General features: G+C 68.4%; 29 protein-coding genes and 1 tRNA gene. 20 read left to right on the top strand and 10 right to left on the bottom strand.

Annotated elements, in window-relative coordinates; genetic code table 11:
- Positions 1-22: 22 nt before the first annotated feature.
- Positions 23-703 carry a winged helix-turn-helix transcriptional regulator gene (locus E6C70_RS06990; protein WP_235833305.1) on the bottom strand — a complete coding sequence of 227 codons (681 nt, stop codon included), beginning with the start codon at positions 701-703 and terminating at the stop codon, positions 23-25.
- Positions 704-819: 116 nt separating this feature from the next.
- Between E6C70_RS06990 and E6C70_RS06985 the strand changes: the two genes are divergently transcribed.
- The 5 genes from E6C70_RS06985 to E6C70_RS06965 all read left to right on the top strand — a co-directional run bounded on the left by E6C70_RS06985 (position 820) and on the right by E6C70_RS06965 (position 4,848).
- Entirely contained in the window at positions 820-1,104 is a 285-nt protein-coding gene (locus E6C70_RS06985; protein ID WP_235833304.1) for a hypothetical protein, read from the top strand.
- Positions 1,105-1,239: 135 nt separating this feature from the next.
- Positions 1,240-1,848: a nitrobindin family protein gene (locus E6C70_RS06980; RefSeq protein WP_136423519.1), complete on the top strand. Its 609-nt coding sequence runs from the start codon at positions 1,240-1,242 to the stop codon at positions 1,846-1,848.
- Positions 1,848-2,993 (top strand): CAF17-like 4Fe-4S cluster assembly/insertion protein YgfZ, encoded by a 1,146-nt coding sequence (gene ygfZ / locus E6C70_RS06975; protein WP_136423517.1) that lies wholly within the window; start codon positions 1,848-1,850, stop codon positions 2,991-2,993. Before E6C70_RS06980 ends, ygfZ begins: the two co-directional genes overlap by 1 nt.
- Entirely contained in the window at positions 2,990-4,060 is a 1,071-nt protein-coding gene (locus E6C70_RS06970; protein ID WP_136423516.1) for an FUSC family protein, read from the top strand. Before ygfZ ends, E6C70_RS06970 begins: the two co-directional genes overlap by 4 nt.
- 32 nt (positions 4,061-4,092) lie before the next feature.
- Positions 4,093-4,848: a phosphoglyceromutase gene (locus E6C70_RS06965; protein ID WP_136423514.1), complete on the top strand. Its 756-nt coding sequence runs from the start codon at positions 4,093-4,095 to the stop codon at positions 4,846-4,848.
- On the opposite strand, the gene phoU is transcribed toward E6C70_RS06965, so the two are convergent.
- A complete protein-coding gene (gene phoU, locus E6C70_RS06960) occupies positions 4,845-5,495 on the bottom strand; it encodes a phosphate signaling complex protein PhoU (RefSeq protein ID WP_136423512.1) in 651 nt (216 codons plus the stop codon). The genes E6C70_RS06965 and phoU overlap by 4 nt on opposite strands.
- A 188-nt stretch (positions 5,496-5,683) precedes the next feature.
- Here phoU and E6C70_RS06955 point away from each other — a divergent pair, with 188 nt between their 5' ends.
- Both E6C70_RS06955 and E6C70_RS06950 read left to right on the top strand, forming a co-directional pair.
- Complete coding sequence (locus E6C70_RS06955) at positions 5,684-6,838, top strand: sensor histidine kinase (RefSeq protein ID WP_136423510.1); 1,155 nt, start codon at positions 5,684-5,686, stop codon at positions 6,836-6,838.
- Positions 6,835-7,515: a response regulator transcription factor gene (locus E6C70_RS06950; protein WP_136423508.1), complete on the top strand. Its 681-nt coding sequence runs from the start codon at positions 6,835-6,837 to the stop codon at positions 7,513-7,515. Before E6C70_RS06955 ends, E6C70_RS06950 begins: the two co-directional genes overlap by 4 nt.
- Before the next feature lie 4 nt (positions 7,516-7,519).
- On the opposite strand, the gene E6C70_RS06945 is transcribed toward E6C70_RS06950, so the two are convergent.
- Positions 7,520-7,996: a hypothetical protein gene (locus E6C70_RS06945; RefSeq protein ID WP_136423506.1), complete on the bottom strand. Its 477-nt coding sequence runs from the start codon at positions 7,994-7,996 to the stop codon at positions 7,520-7,522.
- Between the two features lie 140 nt (positions 7,997-8,136).
- On the opposite strand from E6C70_RS06945, the gene E6C70_RS06940 reads away from it, so the two are divergent.
- The 4 genes from E6C70_RS06940 (at position 8,137) to rlmB (ending at position 12,459) form a co-directional block, all read left to right on the top strand.
- Positions 8,137-8,619: a CarD family transcriptional regulator gene (locus tag E6C70_RS06940; RefSeq protein ID WP_136423504.1), complete on the top strand. Its 483-nt coding sequence runs from the start codon at positions 8,137-8,139 to the stop codon at positions 8,617-8,619.
- A 69-nt stretch (positions 8,620-8,688) separates the two neighbouring features.
- Positions 8,689-9,912 carry a 2-C-methyl-D-erythritol 4-phosphate cytidylyltransferase gene (ispD, locus tag E6C70_RS06935; RefSeq protein ID WP_136423502.1) on the top strand — a complete coding sequence of 408 codons (1,224 nt, stop codon included), beginning with the start codon at positions 8,689-8,691 and terminating at the stop codon, positions 9,910-9,912.
- Between the two features lie 133 nt (positions 9,913-10,045).
- On the top strand, positions 10,046-11,458 hold the full coding sequence (gene cysS, locus E6C70_RS06930; RefSeq protein WP_136423499.1) for a cysteine--tRNA ligase: 1,413 nt from the start codon (positions 10,046-10,048) through the stop codon (positions 11,456-11,458).
- Positions 11,455-12,459 (top strand): 23S rRNA (guanosine(2251)-2'-O)-methyltransferase RlmB, encoded by a 1,005-nt coding sequence (rlmB, locus tag E6C70_RS06925; RefSeq protein WP_136423497.1) that lies wholly within the window; start codon positions 11,455-11,457, stop codon positions 12,457-12,459. The genes cysS and rlmB overlap by 4 nt, the downstream gene beginning before the upstream one ends.
- A gap of 3 nt (positions 12,460-12,462) precedes the next feature.
- Here rlmB and E6C70_RS06920 read toward each other — a convergent pair whose 3' ends face one another.
- The 3 genes from E6C70_RS06920 to E6C70_RS06910 all read right to left on the bottom strand — a co-directional run bounded on the left by E6C70_RS06920 (position 12,463) and on the right by E6C70_RS06910 (position 15,626).
- The gene (locus tag E6C70_RS06920; RefSeq protein WP_136423495.1) at positions 12,463-13,044 is read right to left on the bottom strand and encodes an NADPH-dependent FMN reductase; all 582 of its coding nucleotides are present in this window, start codon (positions 13,042-13,044) and stop codon (positions 12,463-12,465) included.
- Positions 13,041-14,339: a DUF4032 domain-containing protein gene (locus tag E6C70_RS06915; protein ID WP_136423493.1), complete on the bottom strand. Its 1,299-nt coding sequence runs from the start codon at positions 14,337-14,339 to the stop codon at positions 13,041-13,043. The genes E6C70_RS06920 and E6C70_RS06915 overlap by 4 nt, the downstream gene beginning before the upstream one ends.
- Before the next feature lie 186 nt (positions 14,340-14,525).
- Complete coding sequence (locus E6C70_RS06910) at positions 14,526-15,626, bottom strand: ABC transporter ATP-binding protein (RefSeq protein WP_136423491.1); 1,101 nt, start codon at positions 15,624-15,626, stop codon at positions 14,526-14,528.
- 245 nt (positions 15,627-15,871) lie between these two features.
- Here E6C70_RS06910 and E6C70_RS06905 point away from each other — a divergent pair, with 245 nt between their 5' ends.
- The 3 genes from E6C70_RS06905 (at position 15,872) to E6C70_RS06895 (ending at position 17,852) form a co-directional block, all read left to right on the top strand.
- Entirely contained in the window at positions 15,872-16,783 is a 912-nt protein-coding gene (locus tag E6C70_RS06905) for a DsbA family protein (protein WP_136423490.1), read from the top strand.
- A 32-nt stretch (positions 16,784-16,815) separates the two neighbouring features.
- Positions 16,816-16,888, top strand: a tRNA-Thr gene (locus tag E6C70_RS06900).
- Position 16,889: 1 nt separating this feature from the next.
- On the top strand, positions 16,890-17,852 hold the full coding sequence (locus E6C70_RS06895; protein WP_235833303.1) for a DMT family transporter: 963 nt from the start codon (positions 16,890-16,892) through the stop codon (positions 17,850-17,852).
- Here E6C70_RS06895 and msrB read toward each other — a convergent pair.
- Positions 17,836-18,237, bottom strand: coding sequence for a peptide-methionine (R)-S-oxide reductase MsrB (msrB, locus tag E6C70_RS06890; RefSeq protein ID WP_136423488.1), 402 nt, complete (start codon positions 18,235-18,237; stop codon positions 17,836-17,838). The genes E6C70_RS06895 and msrB overlap by 17 nt on opposite strands.
- Positions 18,238-18,342: 105 nt before the next feature.
- Here msrB and E6C70_RS06885 point away from each other — a divergent pair, with 105 nt between their 5' ends.
- The 4 genes from E6C70_RS06885 (at position 18,343) to groL (ending at position 21,358) form a co-directional block, all read left to right on the top strand.
- Positions 18,343-18,621, top strand: a complete 279-nt coding sequence (locus E6C70_RS06885; RefSeq protein ID WP_136423487.1) for a DUF3263 domain-containing protein — start codon at positions 18,343-18,345, stop codon at positions 18,619-18,621.
- Between the two features lie 22 nt (positions 18,622-18,643).
- Complete coding sequence (locus E6C70_RS06880) at positions 18,644-19,195, top strand: LytR C-terminal domain-containing protein (protein WP_136423485.1); 552 nt, start codon at positions 18,644-18,646, stop codon at positions 19,193-19,195.
- Positions 19,196-19,343: 148 nt separating this feature from the next.
- Positions 19,344-19,544, top strand: coding sequence for a cold-shock protein (locus E6C70_RS06875; protein ID WP_136423483.1), 201 nt, complete (start codon positions 19,344-19,346; stop codon positions 19,542-19,544).
- Positions 19,545-19,738: 194 nt separating this feature from the next.
- Positions 19,739-21,358 (top strand): chaperonin GroEL, encoded by a 1,620-nt coding sequence (gene groL / locus E6C70_RS06870; RefSeq protein ID WP_136423481.1) that lies wholly within the window; start codon positions 19,739-19,741, stop codon positions 21,356-21,358.
- A 146-nt stretch (positions 21,359-21,504) separates the two neighbouring features.
- On the opposite strand, the gene E6C70_RS06865 is transcribed toward groL, so the two are convergent.
- From E6C70_RS06865 to E6C70_RS06855, 3 genes are all read right to left on the bottom strand, one after another.
- Positions 21,505-21,795 (bottom strand): WXG100 family type VII secretion target, encoded by a 291-nt coding sequence (locus tag E6C70_RS06865; RefSeq protein WP_136423479.1) that lies wholly within the window; start codon positions 21,793-21,795, stop codon positions 21,505-21,507.
- Between the two features lie 277 nt (positions 21,796-22,072).
- On the bottom strand, positions 22,073-23,755 hold the full coding sequence (locus E6C70_RS06860; RefSeq protein WP_136423477.1) for a sensor histidine kinase: 1,683 nt from the start codon (positions 23,753-23,755) through the stop codon (positions 22,073-22,075).
- 32 nt (positions 23,756-23,787) lie between these two features.
- Complete coding sequence (locus tag E6C70_RS06855; protein WP_136423476.1) at positions 23,788-24,480, bottom strand: response regulator transcription factor; 693 nt, start codon at positions 24,478-24,480, stop codon at positions 23,788-23,790.
- A gap of 165 nt (positions 24,481-24,645) precedes the next feature.
- Here E6C70_RS06855 and folP point away from each other — a divergent pair, with 165 nt between their 5' ends.
- Positions 24,646-25,548, top strand: coding sequence for a dihydropteroate synthase (gene folP / locus E6C70_RS06850; RefSeq protein ID WP_136423474.1), 903 nt, complete (start codon positions 24,646-24,648; stop codon positions 25,546-25,548).
- Positions 25,529-26,197, top strand: coding sequence for a pyrimidine reductase family protein (locus tag E6C70_RS06845; RefSeq protein WP_207670045.1), 669 nt, complete (start codon positions 25,529-25,531; stop codon positions 26,195-26,197). Before folP ends, E6C70_RS06845 begins: the two co-directional genes overlap by 20 nt.
- Positions 26,198-26,204 lie beyond the last annotated feature (7 nt).

Genomic DNA, 26,204 nt, shown 5'->3' with positions numbered 1-26,204 from the left:
TCGGGTTACCGGATGACGGCGCTCACCGGGTGGGAGCCGGCTCCTCGTCCTCCTCGTGCACATTGAAGCGGTAGCCGACGTTCCGAACCGTGCCGATGAGGCTCTCCAGGTCGCCGAGCTTGGCCCGCAGACGCCGCACGTGCACGTCGACGGTGCGCGTGCCGCCGAAGTAGTCGTAACCCCAGACCTCGCTGAGCAGCTGCTCCCGCGTGAACACCCTCGATGGATGCGTCGCGAGGAAGCGCAGAAGCTCGAACTCCTTGAACGTGAGGTCGAGCGGCTTGCCGCGCACCTTGGCGGAGTAGCTGGCCTCATCGATGACGACGCCCGAGGTCTGGATGCGGCTGTTGGTCTCGGGAGCGACCCGACCCAGGGCGAGACGGATGCGGGCCTCCACCTCGGCCGGACCGGCCGTCTCGAGCATGATGTCGTCGACTCCCCAGTCGGGGCTGACGCCGCTCATGCCTCCCTCGGTGAGCACGAGAAGTAGGGGAACGGAGATGCCGGTGGTCCGCAGGATCTGGCAGAGGGCCTTGGCGCTGGCCAGGTTGACGCGAGCGTCGACAACGATGGCATCGGAATCGGGCGCCGTGACGAGCTGCTGCGGGTCCGCGGGAATCTGTCGGACCCGGTGGCTCAGCAGGCCGAGGGCGGGGAGAACTTCATTGTTGACTGCCGACGTCAGGATCAACAACTGCGCCACGCGCATCCTCCAGCTCGTTCGTAGCGCCATCCTACGGGAACACTCCTCGACACCTGAACGACATCTGGCGTCCCCCACGCGTCGTCGAAGCGTCACAGACCCGTCACAATGGGTTCATGACGGATGTCGAATCACCCATGACGCGAACGCTCACGCTCGCGAGCGTCGTGCCCGTCTGGTTGCTCGCCGCCGTCGGGGCGGTCGTCTCCGGCACCGTCCTCGCCCCGTCGGAGCGCTTCGGAGGCCTCGCCCTCTCGCTCGCGATCTGCACGCTGATCGCCTTCTGCATCCAACTGGCGACGCGTCGACGCGACGGATTCGTCGATCGGGTCACCCTGTCCATCGTCGGCGCGGTCGTGGTGAGCGCGATCGGTGCCATCGTCATCGCGATCACGCTCTGAGGCGTGCCCTAAACTGGCATCATGGCCGCTCTTGAACTGTTCTACCTCGGGCTCCTCGGGCTCGCGAGCCTCGCTATCGCGTGGACGTCGGCCGTCGTCGTCTACAAGCTCTTCCGGGGGCAGCGGTAACCGACGATGATCGAGCTTCCCGTCGACCTTCCGGCCGAGCTCGTGCCGCTGTCCTGGCTGCTCGGCGTCTGGGAGGGCTCGGGAGTCATCGACTACGTCATCGGCGATGACTCCGTCACCCACGAGTTCGGCCAGCGCATCAGCTTCAGCCACGACGGCCTGTCGCACCTGAACTACACCTCGTCAACGTGGTTGTTCCCCGTCGATCCCGACACGGAGACCACTCCGCTGGTCGACGAGATGGGCTACTGGCGCATCAGCCGGCCCCTGGGCGACGGCGACGCGGGCCCGGGGATGCTTCCCGCGACCGGCACCCGCCCGTTCACCAATCCGGCCGCCGTCGAGACGCTCCGGAACGGCGCAGGCGGGTTCGACATCGAGGTCTCGCTGGTTCACCCGGACGGAGTGTCCGAGCTCTATCTCGGTCAGGTGAAGGGTCCGCGCGTCGACCTGGCCACGGATGCCGTGATGCGCACGCAGGGCGCCAAGCCCTATGCGGCCGCGACGCGCCTGTACGGCCTCGTCGATTCCCACCTGCTCTGGGCGTGGGACATCGCTGCTCTCGGCCAGGAGCTGCGCACGCACGCCTCCGCACGACTGGCGAAGGTCGAATGATGCTGACATCCCCGTTCCTGAGCCTGCCGGGCGCCGTGGCCGCCGGCGGCATCGACGAGGGGCTGGTCGCCCACTACGGCAATCCGCTGGTCGAGCAGCGCCGACTCGAGGACGGCTCGGCGATCGTCGACCTCTCGACCTACGGCATCCTCTCCGTCGCCGGCCCCGACCGCCTCAGCTGGCTCAACTCGCTCGCCAGCCAGAAGCTCGATCGGCTCGCGCCGGGCGAGAGCGCCGAGACGCTCTTCCTCGACCCCAACGGTCACATCGAATTCGACGTCCGCGTGCTCGACGACGGCGCGACGACGTGGCTCGTGACCGAGGGGGCCGAGTCGCCTGCCCTGCACGCCTGGCTCGGCCGCATGCGCTTCATGCTGCGCGTGGAGTTGGCCGACCGCAGCGTCGACCTCGCCGTCATCGGAACCATGGCGGCTGACGCGTCCAGCGTCGGCGCGGTGGTCGAGGGTGAAGTTCCGCTGGTCTGGAGCGACCCGTGGGCGCAGGGCGTCCGAGGCGGATGGCAGTACGCCATCCCCGATGACCACCCGGCCGCCGACTGGGCCCTCAGCCTGGCCATCGTCACGCGAGAACGCTTGACGCAGCTGGCGGCCGAGGTCGCCGACGGCCGCCGGACCGCAGCGGGAATTCTCGCACTCGAGGCCCTGCGCATCGCCGCCTGGCGGCCGCGGCTGAGCACCGAGGGCGACGAGAAGGCCATCCCGCACGAGTTCGACTGGCTGCGCACCGCCGTGCACCTCGACAAGGGCTGCTATCGCGGTCAGGAGACGGTGGCCAAGGTGCACAACCTGGGCCACCCGCCCCGCCGGATGGTCATGCTGCACCTGGACGGATCCGACACCGTGCTTCCGGCCCACGGAGACGAGGTGCTCGCCGAGCGCACGCGACCCGAGTCCGAGGCGGGGTGGCGGGTGTGCGGTTCGGTCACCTCGAGCGCCATCCACCATGAGCTCGGGCCGATCGCGCTCGCGGTCATCCGTCGCGGCGTCCCCGCTGACGCACCGCTCGAGGTCCGCACGGCCGAGACCGGCGAGACCGTCGCCGCAGCGCAGGTCGTCGTCGTTCCGCCCGAGGCCGGGGCGACCGCCGGCATTCCGCGGCTGCCACGCCTCGGCGTTCGTCGGTGATCTTCCGCCGCCTCGACGCGGCGTCGGCCGGGCGCCGGCTGGTTGACAGCCTGCCCGCCGTGCTCCAGATCACGGTGACGGCCATCGCGGCGTGGTCGTTCGCCTACTTCGTGGTCGGGCACGCCTCCCCGCTCCTCGCGGCGATCGTCGCCATCTCGGCCCTCGGGTTCGTGCGCGACGCCCGGCCCGTCCGGGTGCTGGAGACCGTTCTGGGAATGACGCTCGGCATCGCCCTCGCCGAGGTGCTGTTGCTGGGCTTCGGTGCGGGGGTGGTGCAGTACGCGATAGCGCTGGCGGCCACCATGCTCATCGCCCGCTTCCTCTCGCCCGCTGCCTCCTTCGCCGTCGCGGCTGCGGTGCAGTGCTCGCTCGTCATGCTCTCTCCGATCCCCGCGGGCGGACCGTTCACGCGCACCATCGACGCTCTCATCGGCGGCGTGTTCGCGCTGTTGGCGACGGCGCTGATTCCGAGGGATCCCCGTCGGGCCGCCACTCGAGCGGGTCGCCGCCTGATCGGCTCGCACGAACGCGTTCTCCGGGAGCTCGCCGATTCGGCACGCACGGGATCGGGGGAGATCGCAGCGGGCGCTCTGGCACGTGCACGCTCGCTCGACCCGGTGAGTGCGGACTGGAAGGCATCCGTCGAGTCCGGACTCGCGATCGTGCGGCTCTCGCCGTTCTTGCGCCGCAGTCGATTCGACCTCGCGCGCCAGGCCACCATGGTCGACTCGCTCGACTTGTGCACCCGCAGCCTGCGCGTGATCGCGCGGCGTGCGCTCTACGTCGTGCGTGACGGCGACGAGCGGCCGGCGGCCGCCGACCTGTTCGATCGCATGGCGCTGTGCGTGTCGTTGCTCAGGGATTCGCTGACGGATGTCGCCCAGCAGCCGGTCGCCCGCCAGTCCTTCGCGGAGCTCGCCCGCCACCTCGACCCGGTCGCCATGCTCCCGGACGCCGACTTCGCCGACCGCAACCTCGTGCAGGGCGTGCGGCCCTATCTGGTCGATGCGCTCGTCGCGACGGGCCTGCCCGCCGACGAGGCTCGAGCGCTGCTTCCGGCAGCCTGAGGCGCGATGCTCGGGAGCGCTAGGTTGGAGGCATGACTGCGCCTCACTCCCTCATCCTGCTCCGTCACGGGAACAGCGACTGGAACCAGAAGAACCTCTTCACCGGATGGGTCGACGTGCGGCTGTCCGATCAGGGCCGCGCCGAGGCGAAACGTGCCGGCGAGCTCCTCGCCGAGTCCGGCCTGCTACCCGACGTGCTCCACACCTCCGTTCTCACCCGCGCCATCCAGACCGCCGACATCGCGCTGGAGGAGGCCGACCGGCTGTGGATCGACGTGCGGCGCAGCTGGCGGCTGAACGAACGCCACTACGGCGCCCTGCAGGGGCTGGACAAGGCGGAGACGCTCGAGAAGTACGGCCAGGAGCAGTTCATGCTGTGGCGGCGCTCGTTCGATGTCCCCCCGCCCCCGCTCGAGGACGACGCCGAGTACTCCCAGGTCGGGGACCCGCGCTACGCGAACCTGACGGATGCCGAACTCCCGAGGACGGAGTGCCTCAAGGACGTCATCGCGCGCATGCTGCCCTACTGGGAGTCCGACATCTCGGCCGACCTGCGCGACGGGAAGGTCGTCCTCGTCACCGCGCACGGCAACTCGCTGCGCGCGCTCGTCAAGCACCTCGACGGCATCAGCGACGACGACATCGCCGAACTGAACATCCCGACGGGCATCCCGCTGGTCTACAAGCTGGGCGACGACCTGATGCCCACCGAGCCCGCGGTGTACCTCGACCCCGAGGCGGCAGCTGCCGGCGCGGCCGCAGTGGCCAACCAGGGCAAGAAGAGCTAGCTCTCCGGCACCCAGTCGCCGGTGGCCAGGTACTGCACCTTCTTGGAGATCGAGACGGCGTGGTCGGCGAACCGCTCGTGGTAGCGGCTGGCGAGGGTGGCGTCGACCGTGTCGACGGTGCCGCCCTTCCAGGTCTCACCGAGCACCTTGTCGAACACGGCCAGGTGGAGCGCGTCGACCTTGTCGTCCTCGTTGCGGATCGTCTCGGCGAGTTCCACATCCTGCGTGCGAAGAAGCTCGGCGAGCATGTGCGCGATCTCGACATCGAGCCTGCCCATCTCGGCGAACGTCGGACGCAGGCTCTTCGGCACCACCTTGTCGGGGAACCGGTACCGCGCGAGCTGCGCGATGTGCGCCGCCATATCTCCCATTCGCTCGAGCGAGGCGCTGATGCGCAGCGCGCTCACGACGATGCGCAGGTCGCGTGCGACCGGGTTCTGGCGCGCCAGGATCGTGATCGCGAGCTCGTCGAGCTTCAGCGCGAGACCGTCGATGCGGTCGTCGTCTCCGATGGTCTCCTCGGCGAGCGTGACGTTCGACTCGTTGAACGCACGCGTCGCCTTGTCGATCGACGAGGCGACCAGCTCGGCGATCTGCACGAGTCCGTCCTGCAATTCGCGGAGCTCGGCCTGGAAGACTTCACGCACTGTCGTGACCCATTTCTGCTGCGTCGCACGGCGGGCGTGCGGGTATCGGAACCCGGGCGAGCCCCGCGGGCCATGTTGCCGCCGTCAGGTTAACGCCCGGTGCCGTGACCTTGAACATTGACTGAAGGAGACGGCCGTGATGGCCGGTGCCGCCGAGCCGCTCCGGATGCAGACACTACTCTGATCCCATGGATTCCACCTGGTTGGTGCTGATCTCCCTGGCACTCGGCCTGGTGATCGGCGCCGGCGTCGTCGCCCTGCTGCTCGTGGCCGCGCGGCGCGGGGAGCACGCAGCGACGGTGGTCAATCCCGGCGTCCCCGACGGCATCGGACAGGTTCTGGATGCGCTCGACACCGCCGCGCTCGTGGTCGATCCGTCCAACAACGTGCTCAAGGCCTCGGCTCGCGCCATCTCGCTCGGCCTCGTACGCAACGACGTGCTGGTGCATCCCGAGGTCGTCGACCTCCTCGCTCGCGTCCGTTCGACGGGCGAGCCGGAGCAGGAGACGCTCACCGTCGCGCGCGGTCGATTCGGCGACGCCAGCCTGCTGCTGGAGGCTCGGGCATCCCGCCTCGGCTCGCGCTACGTGCTGCTGATCGCCGACGACCACACCGAGTCGCTCCGGCTCGAGGAGGTTCGCCGCGACTTCATCGCGAACATCTCGCACGAGTTGAAGACGCCCATCGCCTCTGTCGGCCTTCTCGCCGAGGCCCTCGAGATGGCGGCGGACGAACCGCTCCAGGTGCGCCGCTTCGCCCGCCGGCTGGGCGAGGAGTCCGCGCGGCTGGCCCGCATCACGCAGGACATCATCGATCTGTCCCGGCTGCAGGCCAAGGACGCCCTGGCCACTCCCGAGTTGCTCCGCGTCGACGATCTCGTCGCCGCGGCCATCGACCAGAATCGCGTCGTCGCCGAGGCGCGCGAGGTCGGCCTGGCCGTACGCAACAAGAGCAGGGCCGAGGTGTGGGGCGATGAGACGCTGCTGGTTACGGCGATCGACAACCTCGTGTCCAACGCCATCAACTACTCGCTCCCCGGCACCCGGGTGGGCGTCGGAGTGCGCAGTGACGCCGGGGTGGTCGAGATCACCGTCACCGACCAGGGCGTCGGCATCCCCGAAGAGGATCTCGAGCGCGTCTTCGAGCGCTTCTTCCGCGTCGACGAGGCCCGAGCCCGCAACACGGGCGGCACCGGCCTCGGCCTCAGCATCGTCAAGCACGCCGTGCAGAACCACGGCGGCGACGTTCGCGTGTGGTCCCAGGCGGGCCGCGGATCGACGTTCACCATCCGTCTGCCAGAAGCCGAGTCCAGCAGCACCGCATCCGGAAAGGAATCACGATGACCCGCATCCTGCTCGTCGAGGACGAGACCGCGCTCAGCGAGCCGCTGGCCTTCCTACTGGAACGCGAGGGCTACGACGTCACCATCGCCGCAGATGGACCTGCCGCCCTGGCGGAGTTCGACCGCGTCGGCAGCGACCTGATCCTCCTCGACCTCATGCTCCCGGGACTCTCGGGCACCGAGGTCTGCCGTGAGATCCGGCAGCGTTCCGGCGTGCCGATCATCATGCTCACCGCCAAGGACTCCGAGGTCGACATCGTCGTCGGCCTCGAGCTCGGAGCGGACGACTACGTGACGAAGCCGTACTCGACCCGCGAGCTGCTCGCCCGAATCCGGGCCGTCCTCCGCCGACAGGTAGACACCGGTCAGGACGAGGACAACGTCCTCGAGGCCGGTACGGTGCGCATGGACGTCGAACGCCACACCGTCGCCGTGGACGGCGTCGACACCCCCATGCCCCTCAAGGAATACGAGTTGCTCGAGTTCCTGCTCCGGAACGCCGGGCGCGTCCTCACCCGCGGCCAGCTCATCGACCGGGTCTGGGGCAGCGACTACTTCGGCGACACCAAGACGCTCGACGTGCACATCAAGCGCATCCGGTCGCGCATCGAACGGACCCCGTCGGAGCCGCAGATGCTCGTGACCGTGCGGGGTCTCGGCTACCGGTTCGAGGAGTAGAGGCTCAGCCGGCGGGGACCAGGTCGGCGTACTCCGGCAGGCCGCCGTCGAGCACGGGGACGAGGATCTGGCTCCCCGGCTTCTGGCCCGTCTGGAAGTAGACGGAGAACAGCGATCCCGGCTGCGAGCCCATGCCCTCGAGCGTGAGGGTGCGCGTCGCATCGGGGGTGCCGACCTGCTTGGTCTCGTGGGCGTCGACGGCGACCGTCATCGCGTCCTTCGACCCATGGGACTCGTACTGCACCCGCAGCGCGGCCTTCTGGTCGGAGTTGTTGATGACCGTGAAGACGAGGTTGCCGCGCTCTCCATCGTCGGAGATGATCACGACATTGCGGACGTCGAGCGAGCCGACGTTCGTGTTGATCCCGTCGCTCGCGGTGTACTGCTTGGTGGTGGTCTGCGGGGCCAGCATGTTGCAGCCGGCCGTACCGACCAGAATGGCCGCCGCAATGACGACCGATGACGCGATACGCCCTCTCACAGTGCCCTCCACAGATCACTCGAAAACCCGCTGAAAGCCTACTGCATGCATCGCGGGCCCCCGTGGCCGGCCGGGCGGAGGCGAACCTTACCACGCGATCCGCTGTGGTAAACTGGACGCTGCTGAAGGGACAACTATTCATGCTTTTCGAGGTCGGCGAAACCGTCGTTTACCCGCATCATGGTGCGGCAACCATCACCGAAGTCAAGACCAGGATCATCAAGGGCGAAGAGAAGGTCTACCTCAAGCTGAACGTCACCCAGGGTGATCTGACGATCGAGGTCCCTGCTGAGAATGTCGACCTGGTCGGCGTTCGCGACGTCATCGGCAAGGAGGGCCTCGACCGCGTGTTCGAGGTGCTGCGTGCTCCGTTCACCGAGGAACCGACCAACTGGTCGCGCCGCTACAAGGCGAACCTCGAGAAGCTGGCATCCGGCGACGTCATCAAGGTGTCCGAGGTCGTCCGCGACCTGTGGCGCCGCGACCAGGATCGCGGACTCTCCGCCGGCGAGAAGCGCATGCTCGCCAAGGCACGTCAGATCCTCATCTCCGAGCTCGCGCTCGCCGAGAAGACCGACGAGGAGAAGGCGTCGACCGTCCTCGACGAGGTCCTCGCCTCCTAGTCACTGCTTGACGCCGAGGGCGGTGCCGTTGCGGCACCGCCCTCGTCGGCGTTTCGATAGCCTGAACGCATGGAATCGCAGCCGGATGTCGCCGTCATCGTCGTCGCGGCCGGCAGCGGGACACGCCTCGGCGCCGGCATACCGAAGGCCTTCGTGCACCTTGCCGGCTGGCCGATGCTCGCGCATACGCTGACCCGCGTGTTCGGAATCGCCGAGCCCGTGCAGGTCGTCGTGGTGGCACCGCCGGAGTACGACGAGAGCGCCCGAGAGCTGCTGGGGTTGGCCGCCGGACAGTCGGAGGCACTCGTCGCCGTGGTCGCGGGAGGCGACACCCGGCAGCAATCCGTGCAGAACGGTCTCGCCGCGTTGTCCCCGTCTGTGGGCACCGTCCTCGTGCACGACGCGGCTCGAGCCCTCACCCCCAGCAGCCAGTTCGACCGCGTGATCGCCGAGGTGCGGGCGAGCGGCGACGGCGTCATCCCCGGATTGCCGGTGGCCGACACGGTGAAGCGCGTGACCGTCGACGTGGTCCAGGAGACGGTGGACCGCTCCCACCTGACCGCGGTCCAGACCCCGCAGGGCTTCCCGCGGGCGATTCTCGAGCGGGCATACGCCGAGGCCGGGCACGAGGCGACGGATGACGCCGGCCTGGTCTCGGCGATCGGTCATCCCGTGCGAGTGATCGCCGGCGACGAACTCGCCTTCAAGATCACGACCGCTTGGGACCTCAACCGCGCCGCGCTCCTCTTCGGGACGGACCGGGACGTCCTCGACACCCGCGTGGGCATCGGCGTGGACGTGCACGCCTTCAGCGACGACCCCGCCGATGAGCTCTGGTTGGCCGGTCTACTGTGGCCGGGCGAGCGTGGGCTGGCCGGCCACAGCGACGGAGACGCGGTGAGCCATGCCATCTGCGATGCGATCCTCTCGGCTGCGGGCAGGGGAGACATCGGCAGCGTGTTCGGCACCGATGACCCGAGGTTCGCCGGAGCACACGGCGACGTGTTCCTTCGGGCGACCGCCGACCACATCGGGCAGAACGACCCCGACGGCGCCGGTTGGCGCGTGAAGCACGTCTCCGTGCAGGTCATCGGCAATCGCCCGCGACTCTCCGCGCGACGTCACGAGGCGGTTGCGACGCTGACCCGGGCCCTCGGCGCGCCGGTGAGCGTCTCGGCCACCACGACCGACGGTCTCGGCTTCACGGGGCGCGGTGAGGGCGTCATGGCGATCGCGACGGCGGTGCTCGTCCCCGTCGCGGGAGGGCGCCCCCGGCTTCCGGCTCTCGACTAGCGTCCGGCCGAAAGGCGACCGGCCGAACGACGACCGGTCCGCGGAGCCCAGGCCCGACACGCCGGGTGGATGCGCGGCCGTGCGGCGCGTCATCCGCCGCCTCCGCCAACCAGGTCGCCGGTAGTCTGAGTCCGTGCGACTCTACGACTCGAAGGCCCAGGCGCTGCGCGAATTCGTCCCCATCACACCGGGTCGGGTCGGCATCTACGTCTGCGGTCCGACCGTGCAGTCGAGCCCGCATATCGGGCACCTGCGCAGCGCCCTGGTCTACGACCTCCTGCGTCGCTGGCTCTCCTACCGCGGCAACGACGTCACCTTCGTCCGGAACGTCACGGACATCGACGACAAGATCCTGGCGGGCGTGGAAGGCGGCTCCGAGCCGTGGTGGGCGCTCGCCTACCGGGTCGAGCTCGAGTTCACCGCCGGCTACCAGCGCCTCGGCATCCTGGCGCCGACCTACGAGCCACGAGCAACGGCATCCGTCACCGAGATGCAGCGACTCATCGCCGAGCTGATCGACGGCGGCCACGCCTATCCGGCCGACGACGGATCGGGCGACGTCTACTTCGACACCGACAGCTGGCCCGATTACGGCTCCCTCACGAGGCAGCGGCGGGAAAACATGGAGGCCGCGACGGACGCCGATCCCCGCGGCAAACGCGACCCACGCGACTTCGCGCTCTGGAAGGGTGCCAAGCCCAGCGAGCCGGCCGATGCCCAGTGGGAGTCTCCGTGGGGCGCCGGTCGTCCGGGTTGGCACATCGAGTGCTCGGCCATGTCGGAGCGTTACCTCGGCAGGCAGTTCGACATCCACGGCGGCGGCCTCGACCTGCGCTTCCCCCATCACGAGAACGAACTCGCGCAGTCCACCGCTGCCGGCCGAGCCTTCGCCGACTACTGGGTGCACAACGGACTGGTCAACATCGGTGGTCAGAAGATGTCGAAGTCGCTCGGCAACTCGGTGTTCGCCTCGGAGCTGCTGGAGTCGGCCTCCCCGCTCGCCGTGCGGTACCTGTTGAGTGCTGCGCACTACCGGTCCACCCTCGACTACTCGCCGGGTTCGCTCGCCGAGGCGCAGGCCGCCGTCGACCGCATCGAGGGATTTCTCGAGCGCGCGACGCGACGCCTGGCCGACACCCGGTTCGCGTCGACCGGCCTCGAGGTCGTGCCCGACGCCTTCATCGATGCGATGGACGACGACCTCGCCGTTCCCCAGGCGCTCGCTGTGCTGCACGACGCCATCCGCGCGGGCAATGCCGCCCTCGACCACGAGGACCTCGGCGAGGTGGCCACCTTGCGCGGGGCGGTCACGGCGATGACCGAGGTGCTCGGCATCAACCCGCTCTCGCCCCTGTGGAACAGCACCGAGGATCACGCGGCCCGGCGCGCGCTTGATATGCTCGTCGGTCGCCTCATTTCCGAGCGGGCGGCAGCCAGGGCCGAGAAGGACTGGGCGCGGGCTGACCGCGTGCGCGGCGAACTCACCGCCGCGGGCATCACCATCGAAGACACCCCGACGGGTGCGCATTGGAGTCTTGAATCATGAAGAAGGTCGGCGGCAACTCGCGTGCCGGTGCCGTCCGCAAGTCGCGGGGCACCAAGCAGAAGCAGGTCGGGTCGGGCGGACAGGGCGCTCAGGCGCTCGAGGGTCGCAAGCCCACCCCGAAGGCCGAGGATCGCCCGTACCACCCTGCGGGAAAGCGCAAGGCGGCCGAGGAGCGTCGCGTCGCAGCGGGCGGCCAGCCCCGTGGCTCGCGCCCCGACAACCGGGGCACCCAGCGCACCAAGTCCAAGAACGACGAGTTCGAGATCGTCACCGGGCGCAACTCGGTGGTCGAGGCACTGCGGGCGAAGATCCCGGCGACGACGCTGTACGTCGCCGCGCGCGTCGAGATGGACGAGCGGATGAGGGAGATCATCTCGATCGCGAATCACCGCGACATCCCGATCCTCGAGGTGATGCGTCCTGAGCTCGACCGTCTCGCCGGTCGCGACGCCGTCCACCAGGGCGTGGCCATCAAGGTGCCGGCCTACGAGTACGCCCACCCGATCGACCTGCTCGAAACGGTCGTCTCGCGCGGCCAGACTCCGCTGTTCGTCGCCCTCGACGGCATCACGGATCCGCGCAACCTGGGTGCCATCATCCGTTCGACGGCGGCCTTCGGCGGCCAGGGCGTGATCGTTCCGCAGCGTCGCTCCGTCGGACTGACCGCCTCCGCGTGGAAGACGTCGGCCGGCGCCGCCGCCCGAACGCCCGTGGCGATGGCCGCCAACCTCACCCAGACGCTGAAGGCATTCAAGGATGCCGGTGTCTTCGTGCTGGGCCTCGACGGTGGGGGCGACGTGTCACTACCCGGCCTCGAGCTGGCCGACCGACCGATCGTGGTGGTGGTCGGCAGCGAGGGCAAGGGCCTCTCGCGCCTGGTCACCGAGACCTGCGACGCCGTCGTGTCGATTCCGATCAGCTCGGCGACCGAGTCGCTGAACGCGGGCATCGCCGCATCCGTCACCCTCTACGAGATCGCCAGGCTGCGCGCCGAGCGCTGACGATCAGGTCAGGGGGCTGAGCCTCGCCTGACGCAGGGCGGTCGAGAGGTTCTCGAGCTCGTCCAGTTCCCGCCCCAGCAGCGCGACCTCGCGGTCGTCGGGGTGGAAGCCCTCGTCATCGACGCGCTGGCCGGCGAAGCTCAGTTCGACGTTGGCGCCGACACGGACGAGGCCGAGCACGGTGGTCACCGGCAGCAGCGCCGCGACCCCACGCGTGCCCGATGACACACCGCCGTAGCTGACGAAGCCGACGGCCTTGCGCCACCATTCCTGGTTGAGGAAGTCGAGGGCGTTCTTGAGTGCGGGGGAGTAGCTGTAGTTGTACTCCGGCGTCACGAACAGGAAGGCGTCCGCAGCGGCGACCCGCTCGCTCCAGGCGATGGTGTGCGGCTGCGTGTACTCGTGCAGCCGCGGATGCCGGGGCTCGTCCATGAAGGGCAGGGCGAGTTCGGCCAGGTCGACGAAGTCGATGTCGAAGCCGCCGTGCTCCTCGACGACGCCGCGCACCCACTCCGCAATGGGAAGGCCGATGCGTCCGGGGCGGACGCTTCCGACGACCAGCATCAATCGGTGGTTCTCGCTCATACGGTCAGTCTCCAGTCGGCGTCGGGCTCGGTCTCAGGGTCGTCGATCACGTCGATGGGCACCGTGAACGTGCCGGTCGGCGGGTCGATCATGGTGGCCTCGTCGCGACGGTGACGGAGGATATCGTTGATGTAGCTCGTGACCGCCTCGGCGAGCGGGATGTCGTGGCCCGCATTCTGGGCGAGATACCAGCGGTGCTCGAGCAGCTGGTGGAAGACCTCGGCGGGCTCGAGCTTGCCACGGAGTTCGACGGGGATCGCGCGCACCACCGGCTCGAACACGCGGGCCTGCCACTCATGGGCGACCATCTCCTCGTCGAGGTCGCTCTTGCCGTAGCTGGCACTGTACGAGTCCAGGTCGTTGAGCAGGCGCCGAGCCTGGTTCTCCTCGGCGTCGAGCCCGGTCAGCCGCAGGAGGCGGCGCTGGTGGTGCCCGGCGTCGACGACCTTGGGCTGGATGCGCACGGTCGAGCCCTCATCCGTCGTGCGGATGGCCAGTTCGTCGATGTCGAACCCGAGCGCATTGAGGCGGTCGACACGCTCGTTGATGCGCCAACGCTCCGAGGAGGAGAACGACTCGGAGCCCGTGAGCTCCGTCCACAGGCTGCGGTAGGCGTCGACGATGCCGTTCGAGATGCGGATGGGGTCGAGCTCGTCCGCGACCTTGCCGCCGGCCTCGAGGTCCATCAGTTCGCCGGCGATGTTGACGCGGGCGATCTCGAGATCGTTCTCACGCTGCCCGTTCGAGAGTCCGCCGGAGTAGAGCTGGCCGGTCTCGGCGTCCACGAGGTACGCGGCGAAGGCTCCCGCGTCGCGACGGAAGAGGGTGTTGGAAAGCGAGACGTCGCCCCAGAAGAAGCCGATGATGTGCAGCCGGACGAGCAGCACAGCCAGCGCATCGACGAGGCGGGTGGCCGTCTCGGGGCGCAGGGTCTGCGAGAACAGGGCGCGGTAGGGCAATGAGAACCGCAGGTGGCGCGTGACGAGAGCAGGGGCGAGCAGATCACCCTCGGGGTCCGTGCGATTCGACACCACGGCCACCGGCTCGACGCAGGGCACCTCGAGGCGCTGCAGGGTACGCAGCATCTCGTACTCGCCCTTTGCCATCACCTCGGTGGTCTCCTTGATGGCGACGACACGACCCGAGAGGTGGGCGAAACGCACGAGGTGACGCGAGATTCCCTTGGGAAGGGCCGCGATGTACTCGTTCGACCAGTCGTCGAGCGGCTGGTCCCACGGCAGGTCCAGCAGAGCCGGATCCGCGGTCGCGGAGGTGATGTTGAGCGAGCCTCTCATGATGTGACGAGCCTACCGCTCGGCGTGGAACGCCGAACGGCCGGCACCACGGGGGTGCCGGCCGGTCGGATGCGATGGTCTCGATTCGCGTCCTCGCTGCGCTCAGGCGCTACTCGACCTTCGGGCGAGTCGCGTCCTCGCTGCGCTCGGGCGCTACGCGACCTTCGGGCGACGCTTCGCTCGTCCTCAGTGCGCGATCGCGGCGTGGATGATGCGCTCGCCGCTCTCGGAGTCGAAGACATGCACGTGACCGGGCGTCGGGGTCAGGTAGACCTTCTCGCCGGCGTTCGGGTGGATGCGGCCGTCGACGCGAGCCACGATGTCGGTGCGCTTGCCCTCGATGGTGGAGTGACCGTAGAGGTAGCCGTCGGCTCCGAGCTCCTCGACGAGATCGACGTCGACCTGCAGGCCCTCGCCCGCGGTGGTCGAGACCGTGATGTCCTCAGGGCGTACGCCGACGGTGACGCTCTTGCCGCTCGCGCTGTCGAGCGCCTGACGCTCGACCGGCACGGTCGCGGTTCCGAACCGGATGCCGCCGTCGACGACGTCGGCCGCGAACAGGTTCATGGCAGGGCTGCCGATGAAGCCCGCGACGAACACGTTGTTCGGGGACTCGTACAGGTCGCGGGGGGTGCCGACCTGCTGCAGGATGCCGTCCTTGAGCACCGCGATGCGGTCGCCCATGGTGAGCGCCTCGGTCTGGTCGTGGGTGACGTAGACCGTGGTGACGCCGAGGCGGCGCTGCAGCGATGCGATCTGGGTGCGGGTCTGCACGCGCAGCTTGGCGTCGAGGTTCGACAGCGGCTCGTCCATGAGGAAGACCTGGGGCTGACGCACGATCGCGCGACCCATCGCGACGCGCTGACGCTGACCACCGGAGAGGGCCTTCGGCTTGCGGCCCAGGTAGGGCTCGAGGTCGAGCAGCTTGGCGGCCTCGAGAACGCGAGCGGCACGCTCGTCCTTGCCGACGCCGGCGATCTTGAGCGCGAAGCCCATGTTCTCGGCGACGGTCATGTGCGGGTATAGCGCGTAGTTCTGGAAGACCATGGCGATGTCGCGGTCCTTCGGGGGAACGTCGGTGACGTTGCGCTCTCCGATGAAGATGTTGCCCTCGTTGACCTCTTCGAGGCCGGCGAGCATGCGGAGGGACGTGGACTTGCCGCATCCCGAGGGTCCGACGAGGACGAGGAACTCGCCGTCGGCGACCTGGAGGTCGAGCTGGTCCACCGCGGGGCGGGTGCCACCGGGGTAGAGGCGGGTGGCTTTGTCGAAAGTGACGGATGCCATGGTTGATCTTCTCCTTCACCGGCAGGTACGTGCCGGACGATCCGTAGTGAATGGATGTGTCGCCGTCGATCGACGGCGACCGACTGTCAGTATGACACGCCCGGGCGCTCGCATCGGAAGATCGTCCGCGCGCATCCAGCGCTCGTTTGGGCATTTCCCAGACACGCGGCCTACTATCTTTCCTTGCGTGTGCCTCCACGGGATCACGTGCGATTGCGCCTTTTCAACCTGTCGAGCGAGGACCTATGACGAACGGGAACGACCCCCGTCCCAGCAAGAACCAGCGGCGCGATGCGGCACGCGAGAAGGCTCGACTGCTCCGCGAGGAGCAGAAGAAGCGGGAGCGGCGCAACCGCGTGTTCCTCCAGGCCGGCATCGGCATCGCGCTCATCGCGGTCATCGCGATCGTCGTCGTCATCATCGTGCAGTCGGTGCGGCCGGCCGGTCCCGGCCCCAAGAACATGGCCAGTGACGGCATCGTCATCGGTGAGGGTCTGAAGGTCGTTCCGACGCCCGCGCTCGCTGCCGGCGCCGACCCGACTCCCACCAAGCCGGACCAGACGGGCAACGTCGCCAACATCCGGGTCTACCTCGACTACCTGTGCCCCTACTGCGACCAGTTCGAGACCACCAACGCCGACCAGATGAAGCAATGGGTCACGTCCGGAGCCGCAACCGTCGAGACGCACCCCATCGCCCTCCTCGAGGGCAAGTCGCTCGGAACGAAGTACTCCATGCGCGCCGCGAACGCCGCGGCATGCGTGGCGAACTACTCGCCGAACGACTTCTGGAAGTTCAATTCGGCCATGTTCGCCTCACAGCCCGAGGAGGGCACGGCCGGCCTCAGCGATCCCGAGATCGTCAAGGTGGTCAAGGGCGCCGGCGTCGGCAGCATGTCCAAGATCGAGCCGTGCATCACCGGCACGAACTTCAAGACCTGGGTGAACGCGTCCACCAATCGCGCGCTCACCGAGCCCCTTCCCAACTCGGACCTCAAGGCCGTCGGTGGCACGCCGACCGTCCTGGTCAACGGCAAGCAGTACAAGGGTTCGCTCACCGATCCCAAGGAGTTCAGCGCCTTCGTGATCCAGGCCGCCGGTGACACCTACTCGACGTCGACGCCCACTCCGAGCCCCACGGCCACGCCGGCGGGCTGAGGCTAGAATCCTTCACGGGGCTCCGGCCCCACGCCGGCTTGGCGCAATTGGTAGCGCACCGCTCTTGTAAAGCGGGGGTTGCGGGTTCAAGTCCCGCAGCCGGCCCTTGACCGAGACGACGGATGGACGGCGCACCCGCCACTTCCCGTTGTGGGCGGCGCTGGCGATCGCCGTGGTGGCGGGCGCGATGGTCGCCGTCCAGGCCCGTATCAACGGTGAACTCGGACGGCAGTTGCACGACGGGTTCGCCGCGGCTGCCATCTCGTTCGGGAGCGGCCTGGTCATCCTGCTCGTGGCGGTCGCGCTGTTCGCTCCCGGCCGCGCCGGATTCCCCCGCGTCGCAGCCGCGCTACGCGCTGGACGGCTGCGCTGGTGGATGCTGCTCGGGGGCACCGCCGGTGCCTTCCTCGTCCTGACGCAGGGGCTGGTGGCTGCAACGCTCGGCGTCGCCCTGTTCAGCGTGGCCACCGTCGCGGGTCAGACGCTGGGCGGACTCATCGTCGACCGATCCGGCATCGTGTCGGGCGGACCGCGTCCCCTCACCGTCCGGCGCGTGATGGGGTCGGCTCTGGCGGTCGTCGCGGTCGTGGTGGCGGTCGCCGCTCAACTGCGTGGGGACGTGCCGCCGTGGATGCTGATTCTGCCCTTTTTGGCCGGGCTCGGCCTGGGGTGGCAGCAGGCGGTCAACGGCCGTGTCCGGGATGAGGCTGGTAGTGCGCTCACGGCGACCATCGGCAACTTCGGCGTCGGCACGGTCGTGCTCCTGGTGGCATTCCTCCTGCATCTCGCCATCGCCGGGCCGCCCGCCGCCCTTCCGGGCCAGTGGTGGCTCTACACCGGGGGAGCGGTCGGATGCGTGTTCATCGCGGTATCCGCCGTCCTGGTGCGCATCACGGGCGCACTCGTGCTGAGCCTGGGGATGATCGCCGGACAACTGGTCTGCGCCCTCGTGCTCGACGCCACACTGCCCCACGCGGCCGCGCTGAGCGTATCGACGATCGTCGGAACGGCGCTCGCGCTCCTCGCGGTGGCGGTGGCCAGCGCGCCGCGACTCAGGACTCGGGCGTGAAGTCCAGCGCGAGCGAGTTCATGCAGTAGCGGTCGCCCGTCGGGGTGCCGAAGCCGTCGGGAAAGACGTGCCCCAAGTGCGAACCGCAGTTGGCGCAGCGCACCTCGGTGCGGGACATGCCCAGGCTGTCGTCCTCGATGAGCTCGACCGCCTCGGGACGCACCGACTCGTAGAAGCTCGGCCAGCCGCATCCGGAGTCGAATTTCGTGCCGCTCTGGAAGAGCTCGGCCCCGCAGGCGCCGCACGCGTAGATGCCGCCGCGATCCTCGTCGAGCAGCTCGCCCGTCCACGGCCGCTCGGTCGCAGCCTCGCGCAGTACCGCATACTGCTCGTCGCCGAGCTCGTCGCGCCACTCCTGCTCGCTCTTGGAAACCTCGTAGGCCATCCGCGGTCCTTCTCTCTCGCCGGTCCCCACTCATCGTAGGGTCGGGGGACCCAACACACCGAGCCCTCCGAGGATTCCCCGGAAGCCCCAGCCTAGGATCGGGTCATGGCAGCATCCGCCCGCCCCAACGGCTCCGCGCACGGAGCGCCCCTGTCGGAACGGGATGCCGCCATCCTCGCCTTCGAGCGTCAGTGGTGGTCGCATGCCGGGGCCAAGGAGCAGGCCATCCGCGATGAATTCGGCCTCTCGAGCGCCCGGTACTATCAGTTGCTGGGCGCTCTCATCGACTCGCCCGTCGCGCTCGCGCACGACCCCATGCTGATCAAGCGTCTGCAGCGCATGCGAGAGGCCAGGGCAGCTGCCCGAGCCCGTCGCTCGCTCTGACCACCGACCGGACCGGACTTCCATGCCAGCCTCCTTCCCGCCCGACCGCTTCGACGAGATCCCCGGCGACCTCGACCGGGTGGGTGCCCACCGGGCGCCCCGCAAGCGTGGTCGCGGGTGGATCGCCTTCGGCTGGGCCGCGCTCGCGACCGTCGTGCTCATCGCCGCCGGTGCCATCGGCATCATGGTGCTCAACAACGGACTCGACTTCACGGCGGGGCCCGCGTCCTCCTCGTCGGCGACGCCGCCGGCATCCGCTGTTCCCACCGCCGCTCCCACCGTCGACCCGTCGCTCAGCGTGACGGTCCTGAACGGCACGGACACCGCGGGACTGGCCGCCAAGGCCGCAACCGCCCTGACGGGCGCGGGCTGGACGGTCGGTGCCACGTCGAACGCGAGCGCGTCGGACGTGAAGACCACGACCGTGTACTACGCCGATCCGACCCTCGAGGGGGCGGCCCGCGGAGTGTCCGGGACGCTGCCGGGCTCATCCGTCGCGCTGTCGTCCGATTTCGCGGACTCGGGAGCGCAGATCGTCGTCGTGCTGGGCGCGGACTACAAGCCCGCCGCCTGATTCTTGCGAATCGTTGCCAATCCGCGACATGAAACAGCGTTCCAGCCCTTGTAGCGGGCTCGCTGATCGGTAATTCTCGTTCCTGTCGATCATTTCGACCGCCGGGTGTCGACCCGGCATCGAGAGTTACACAGCAATGGGAGCAGCAATGGCGAACGGAACCGTCAAGTGGTTCAACGCGGAGAAGGGCTACGGGTTCATCACCGTCGATGGAGGGCAGGACGTCTTCGTCCACTACTCCGCCATCGACATGGCGGGCTACAAGGTGCTCGAAGAGGGCCAGCAGGTCGTGTTCGAGGTGGGCACCGGCAACAAGGGTCCGCAGGCGGAGTCCGTGCGACTGGCCTGAACGGCGTCACCCGCGCAACGCCGTCAGCGTGAATGCTGGCGGCGTTGTCGCGCGCCTACGGGGCGTTCGCCGCGAGCGGGTCGAGCTGGCTTGCACTCGGGTCACCAGAGTGCCAGAATCGCTTTAGCACTCCTCTGATTCGAGTGCTAAAACTGACGCATCTTTGAACGTCCGGGAAGGGACGAGAATCACACATGGCAAAGATCATTGCTTTCAACGAGGAGGCCCGCCGCGGCCTCGAGCGTGGACTCAACACGCTGGCTGACGCGGTCAAGGTGACCCTCGGCCCGCGTGGCCGCAACGTCGTGCTCGAGAAGAAGTGGGGCGCCCCCACCATCACGAACGACGGCGTCTCCATCGCCAAGGAGATCGAGCTCGACGACCCGTACGAGAAGATCGGCGCGGAGCTCGTCAAGGAGGTCGCCAAGAAGACGGATGACGTCGCCGGCGACGGAACCACCACGTCGGTGGTGCTCGCCCAGGCGCTCGTCCGCGAGGGCCTCCGCAACGTCGCCGCTGGCGCCGACCCCATCTCCCTCAAGCGTGGCATCGAGAAGGCCGTCGCGGCCGTCGAGGCCGAGCTGGTCGCGAACGCCAAGGAGGTCGAGACCAAGGAGGAGATCGCTGCCACCGCATCCATCTCCGCTGCCGACGAGACCATCGGCGCCCTGATCGCCGAGGCGATCGACAAGGTCGGCAAGGAGGGTGTCGTCACCGTCGAGGAGTCGAACACCTTCGGCACCGAGCTCGAGCTCACCGAGGGAATGCGCTTCGACAAGGGCTACCTGTCGGCGTACTTCGTCACCGACCAGGACCGTCAGGAGGCGGTCTTCGAGGACCCGTACATCCTCATCGTCAACGGCAAGGTCTCCAACATCAAGGACCTGCTGCCTGTCGTCGACAAGGTCATCCAGACCGGCAAGCAGCTCCTCATCATCGCTGAGGACGTCGACGGAGAGGCTCTCGCGACCCTCGTCGTCAACAAGATCCGCGGCATCTTCAAGTCCGTCGCCGTCAAGGCTCCGGGCTTCGGCGACCGTCGCAAGGCGCAGCTGCAGGACATCGCCATCCTCACCGGTGGCCAGGTCATCTCCGAGGAGGTCGGACTCAAGCTCGAGAACGCCACCCTCGACCTGCTCGGCCAGGCCCGCAAGGTCATCATCACCAAGGACGAGACGACCATCGTCGAGGGTGCCGGTGACGAGGACGCCATCGCCGGCCGTGTCGCGCAGATCCGTGGCGAGATCGAGAACACCGACTCGGACTACGACCGCGAGAAGCTGCAGGAGCGCCTCGCCAAGCTCGCCGGTGGCGTCGCCGTCATCAAGGCGGGTGCCGCGACCGAGGTGGAGCTCAAGGAGCGCAAGCACCGCATCGAGGACGCCGTCCGCAACGCGAAGGCCGCCGTCGAGGAGGGCATCGTCGCCGGTGGTGGCGTCGCCCTCATCCAGGCAGGCAAGACGGCATTCGAGAAGCTCGAGCTCACCGGTGACGAGGCAACGGGCGCCAACATCGTGCGCGTCGCCATCGACGCCCCGCTCAAGCAGATCGCCCTCAACGCGGGTCTCGAGCCCGGTGTCGTGGTCGACAAGGTGCGCAACCTCCCCGTCGGCCAGGGCCTCAACGCCGCAACCGGCGAGTACGTCGACATGCTCGCTGCCGGCATCAACGACCCGGTGAAGGTCACCCGCTCCGCGCTGCTCAACGCAGCGTCGATCGCGGGCCTGTTCCTCACTACCGAGGCCGTCGTCGCCGACAAGCCCGAGAAGAACCCGGTTCCGGCCGGTGACCCCACGGGTGGCATGGACTTCTGATCGTCGAAGGAAGCGTCGCTTCCGAGTCGATCAGGTTGAGTGAATCGGCCCTACCGGCCGATTCGATCGAAACCTAGTCCTCAGCAGTAGACGAAGAAGGGCACCTCCCACGCGGGAGGTGCCCTTCTTCGCATGTGTCGTCGACCTCAGCGGCTGAACAGGTGGAGGTTGGCCTGCTCGGTCTCGGCATATTGTCGGCCCGCGTTGCCGAGCGCTGCGGCGATGCCGACGAGGCTCTGCTCGACGTGCGCCTGGGTCGCCCGCCAGTCCGAGACCACGGACTGGAACGCGACGGCGGCCTGCCCGCTCCACGATCCCTCGAGGCTGGTGAGTTGACTGAGGAGGGCCTGCACCTCGCTGCGGATGCGTTCGATGGAGCCGTTCGCCGCCGTGGTGGTGTTGATGACGGCATCGCTGTCGACGTGGAAACTGGTCATGGGTGCGCCTTTCGATCGGGTCACGCCCGACGCTAGATCACGACCGGCGCCGGTCCCACCTCAGTCGGATGGTCTGTGCATTCCGCACGCCCGTCACAGCCTGAGCAGAAGACGCGAACGTCACGCCGTACCGTACACGGCAGCGTCGGCAACGCGCCACCTCACTGGCCTCCGCGCCACCTCGACTGGCGCGAAAGCCGGTGAAGTGGCGCGGAGACCGAGCGTGCAACCGGCGGGTGCTAATCCGTGAGGGTCTGATGCGCGAGGTCGCGCGGCCCTACGCGGGAGCGCTGATCGCCTGCGGCGCGGACGGTGAGGAGGCGAGCGGCAGTGACACCCGGAAGGTGGCTCCTCCGCCCGGAGTCTCATCGACCTCGACGGTGCCGTTGTGGGCGGCCACGATGGACGAGACGATCGCGAGCCCCAGGCCGCTCCCGCCGGTCTCGCGGGCGCGCGAGGTGTCGGCACGCCAGAACCGCTGGAAGATCTTCTCGCGGATCTGCGGTGGGATGCCCTCGCCGTGGTCGATGATCGACAGCACGGCGCGCTCGCCGTCTGCGTCGACGCGGACGGCGATCTCGATGGGCGTGCCGGACGGCGAGTACCGCATGGCGTTGCCGAGCAGGTTGGTGAGCATCTGGCGCACCTTGTTCTCGTCGGCCGAGACGATCGCCGGCTGCGTCTCGATGGTGCTCATCACCGAGGCGACGATGGTGCCGGATGCGACGGCCTCGGCGTCGACGCGACGATACCGGCGTCCCCGCAGTCGCGCGAGGGTGGCGCCGGCGAAGGCGATCGGACCGGTCGAGTTCTGTGCGCCGACCGTGCTGGTGGTCAACTGAGGCGTGAGCTCGCCTCCGAACAGATCGGTGTCCTCGGTGGGAGGCACGACGACGGTGACCGCTCGATCGGGCGATGACGCCATGGCATCCAGCGCTGCATCGCGTGCGAGCGGGACCAGGTCGACCGGAGTGAGGGCGAGCGGCTGCGCCTCGTCGAGGCGGGCGAGGGAGAGCAGGTCCTCGACGAGCCCGCCCATCCGGATCGCCTCCTTCTCGATGCGCTCCATCGCCTGGCCGATCTCCTCCGGCGTCTGCAGGGCGCCCATGCGGTAGAGCTCCGCGTATCCGCGAACGGAGACGAGCGGGGTGCGCAGCTCGTGGCTGGCGTCGCCGACGAAGCGGCGCATCTGCTCGATGGATCGAGCGCGATCCTTGAACGCGCGGTCGATGCGGTTGAGCATGGTGTTGAGCGACCGGTTCAGCCGGCCGACCTCGGTATTGGGTGTCGCGCCGCCGAGTCGCTGGCTGAAGTCTCCGTCGGCGATGGCCGCTGCGGTCTGCTCGACCTCGCGGAGTGGCGCGAAGGTCGTGGTCACGAGCATCCGGGTGATGAGACCGCCGAGGATGACGACTCCGACGCCGAAGCCGAAGAAGATCGACAGGTAGGTCGTCATGATGTTGTCGGTCTCGCGCATCGAGATCGCCACGAGCGCCGTCCCGTTCGCGCCGGTCTCGCTGATGGAGATCGGCACGACCATCGCGTGGTAGTCGGTTCCCGTCGCGTCATGCAGGTGCTGGATCGAGCCGCGGATGACATAGGCCGTCGCGAGCGACATGCGCGGAATGATCGGCACTTCCGTGTGCTTCTTGGACTGCCAGTTGGATGTCAGCAACTTTCCGTCGCCATCGAATGCCGCGACGAAGTAATTTGAATTGGCGGCGTCGGACCGCACCTCGGGCGTCGTCGAGGCGCTGTCGCTGTCGAAGAACGGGTTGAGGTCGCCCTGCGCGACGGTCTGCAGCCGGCCGTCCACCTGCTGCTCGACGTAGTTGCGCAGCATCGCGGCGGTACCGATGCCGGAGACGAGCAGACCGAGGGTGAGCATGAGCACCGTGACCCCGGTGATCTTGGTGCGGAGGGAGACGCGATTCAGGCGCTCGGGGACGGACTCATGCATGACCGCGCCAGTCTAGGCAGCCTGCCTGAACGTCAGCCCTTGGAAGCCTTGAGCATGTATCCGAATCCGCGTTTGGTCTGGATGAGCGGCTCGGTCGAGTGCTGGTCGAGCTTGCGGCGGAGGTAGGAGATGTAACTCTCGACGATGCCAGCGTCGCCATTGAAGTCGTACTCCCAGACGTGATCGAGGATCTGCGCCTTCGACAGCACGCGGTTCGGGTTGAGCATGAGGTAGCGGAGCAGCTTGAACTCGGTGGGCGAGAGCTCGATGGGTACGTCGCCCACGAGCACCTCGTGCGTGTCCTGGTCCATGGTGAGCTCGCCGGTGCGGATGACGGCCTCCTCGTCGGCGTGCATCGTGCGGCGCAGGATGGCGCGGATGCGAGCGACGATCTCGTCGAGGCTGAACGGCTTGGTGACGTAGTCGTCGCCACCGACCGTGAGTCCGGTGATCTTGTCCTCGGTGTCGTCCTTGGCGGTGAGGAACAGGATGGGCGCTGTGTAACCGGCGGTGCGGAGGCGTTTGGTGACGCCGAAGCCGTTCATGTCGGGCAGCATGACGTCGAGGATGATGAGGTCGGGTTCCTCTTCGAGCACGGCCGAGATGGCCTGCGCGCCGTTGCCTACTGCGCGGACGGCGAAGCCGGCGAAGCGCAGGCTCGTCGTGAGCAGATCGCGGATGTTGGGTTCGTCGTCGACGATGAGGATGCGAGGTCCGTCAGCCATGTTCTCAGTCTGCTGCAGATTCGCTGAATGTCAACTGTGAGGCGCTCGCGAGCCCCCGCTGCGGTGTGGCGCTGCCAACACCTCGGCGTGCGAGACTCGCGTCATGACCGAACGCATCGTCATCGTCGGGGGCTGCCGCCTAGCGCGCGCAGCAGCGCGCTGCGGATGAGGCGCGCCATCGGACCGAGCATCTTCGACTTCGACCGCCAGGTCGCGGTGATGGCGATCGTCAATCGCACGCCCGACTCCTTCTACGACCGCGGGGCCACGTTCGCGTTGGACGCGGCGGTCGCCGCCGCACGCGGTGCCATCCGCGAGGGTGCCGACTGGATTGACGTGGGCGGCGTCAAGTTCGCGCCCGGGCCGGCGGTGCCTGTCGAGGACGAGATCGATCGGGTCGTCCCCGTCGTGCGCGCACTGGACGGATGCGGCGCCGTCATCTCGGTCGACACCTTCGAGCCGGCCGTGGCGCGCGCCGCCATCGCCGCCGGCGCCCACGTGATCAACGACACCACCGGCATCCACGACCCGCTCATGGCCGACGTGGTCGCAGACAGTGACGTCAGCCTGGTGATCACGCACTCGCTCGCGGAGCCCCGCACGGCGTATCCGGCCCCGCGCTACGGCGACGTCGTCGCGGAGGTCGCCGACTTTCTCCGCGATCGAGTCTCGCTGGCTCTCGAACGGGGAGTGCCCGCGGAGCGGATCATCGTCGACCCGGGCCACGACCTCAACAAGAACACGGTGCACTCGCTCGAACTCACCCGGCGTCTCGGCGAGGTCGCGTCGCTCGGGTACCCCACGCTCGTGGCGCTCTCGAACAAGGACTTCGTCGGCGAGGCGATCGATCGTGACCGGGAGGACCGGTTGAGCGGATCGCTGGCCGCCGCCGTCTACTGCGTCCTTCAGGGAGCGCGCATCCTGCGGGTGCACAACGTGCGCGAGACGGTCGACGCGGTGCGCATGACCGAGGCGATCCTGGGCTGGCGGGAACCGCACCACCTCGCGCACAACATGCCGGTCGCCCAGGCCGACGAGAGGAATGACGATGTCGATGCTCGAGCGTGACGACCTGCTGACGGCCTACGCCGTCCCCGACCGCGAGACGCCGCGCGTGCGGATGAACTTCGTCAGCAGCATCGACGGTTCGGCCACCCTGCATGATCGCAGCGGCGGCCTCGGAGACGAGGACGATCAGCGCATCATGGGGGTGCTGCGTGAACTCGCGGATGTCGTGCTCGTCGGAGCGGGCACCGTGCGGGCCGAGGGGTACTCCGGCCTCGACCGTCCGTTGGCCGTCGTCTCATCGAGCCTCGACCTGGACGCCCGCTCGGAACTGTTCACGAAGGCCAAGGCGCCCGTGATGATCCTCACCCACGACGGTGTTCCCCGCGCTCGCCGAGAGGCTCTCGACGCGGTTGCCGACGTGATCTCGTGCGGCAGCGCATCCGTCGATCTGCATCGCGCGCTGGTCGCGCTCGCGGAACGCGGCCTGACCCAGGTGCTCTGCGAGGGCGGGCCGCACCTGTTCGGCGATCTCGTGTCCGCCGACCTGGTCGACGAGCTCTGCCTCACACTCAGCCCGGTGGTCGTCGGGGGGACGGCGGGCCGCATCGTGCGCGGTGCGCCCGAGGCAGCGAGACGGATGCGATTGCTCCACGCCCTGCCGAGCGAGGCCGGCATGCTGTTCCTGCGCTACGCGCGCGCCGAGGTGTAGTCGCGCT

Source organism: Orlajensenia flava, from assembly GCF_004801905.1.
GTDB lineage: Bacteria > Actinomycetota > Actinomycetes > Actinomycetales > Microbacteriaceae > Orlajensenia > Orlajensenia flava.
This window is presented reverse-complemented; position numbering and strand designations above follow the sequence as displayed.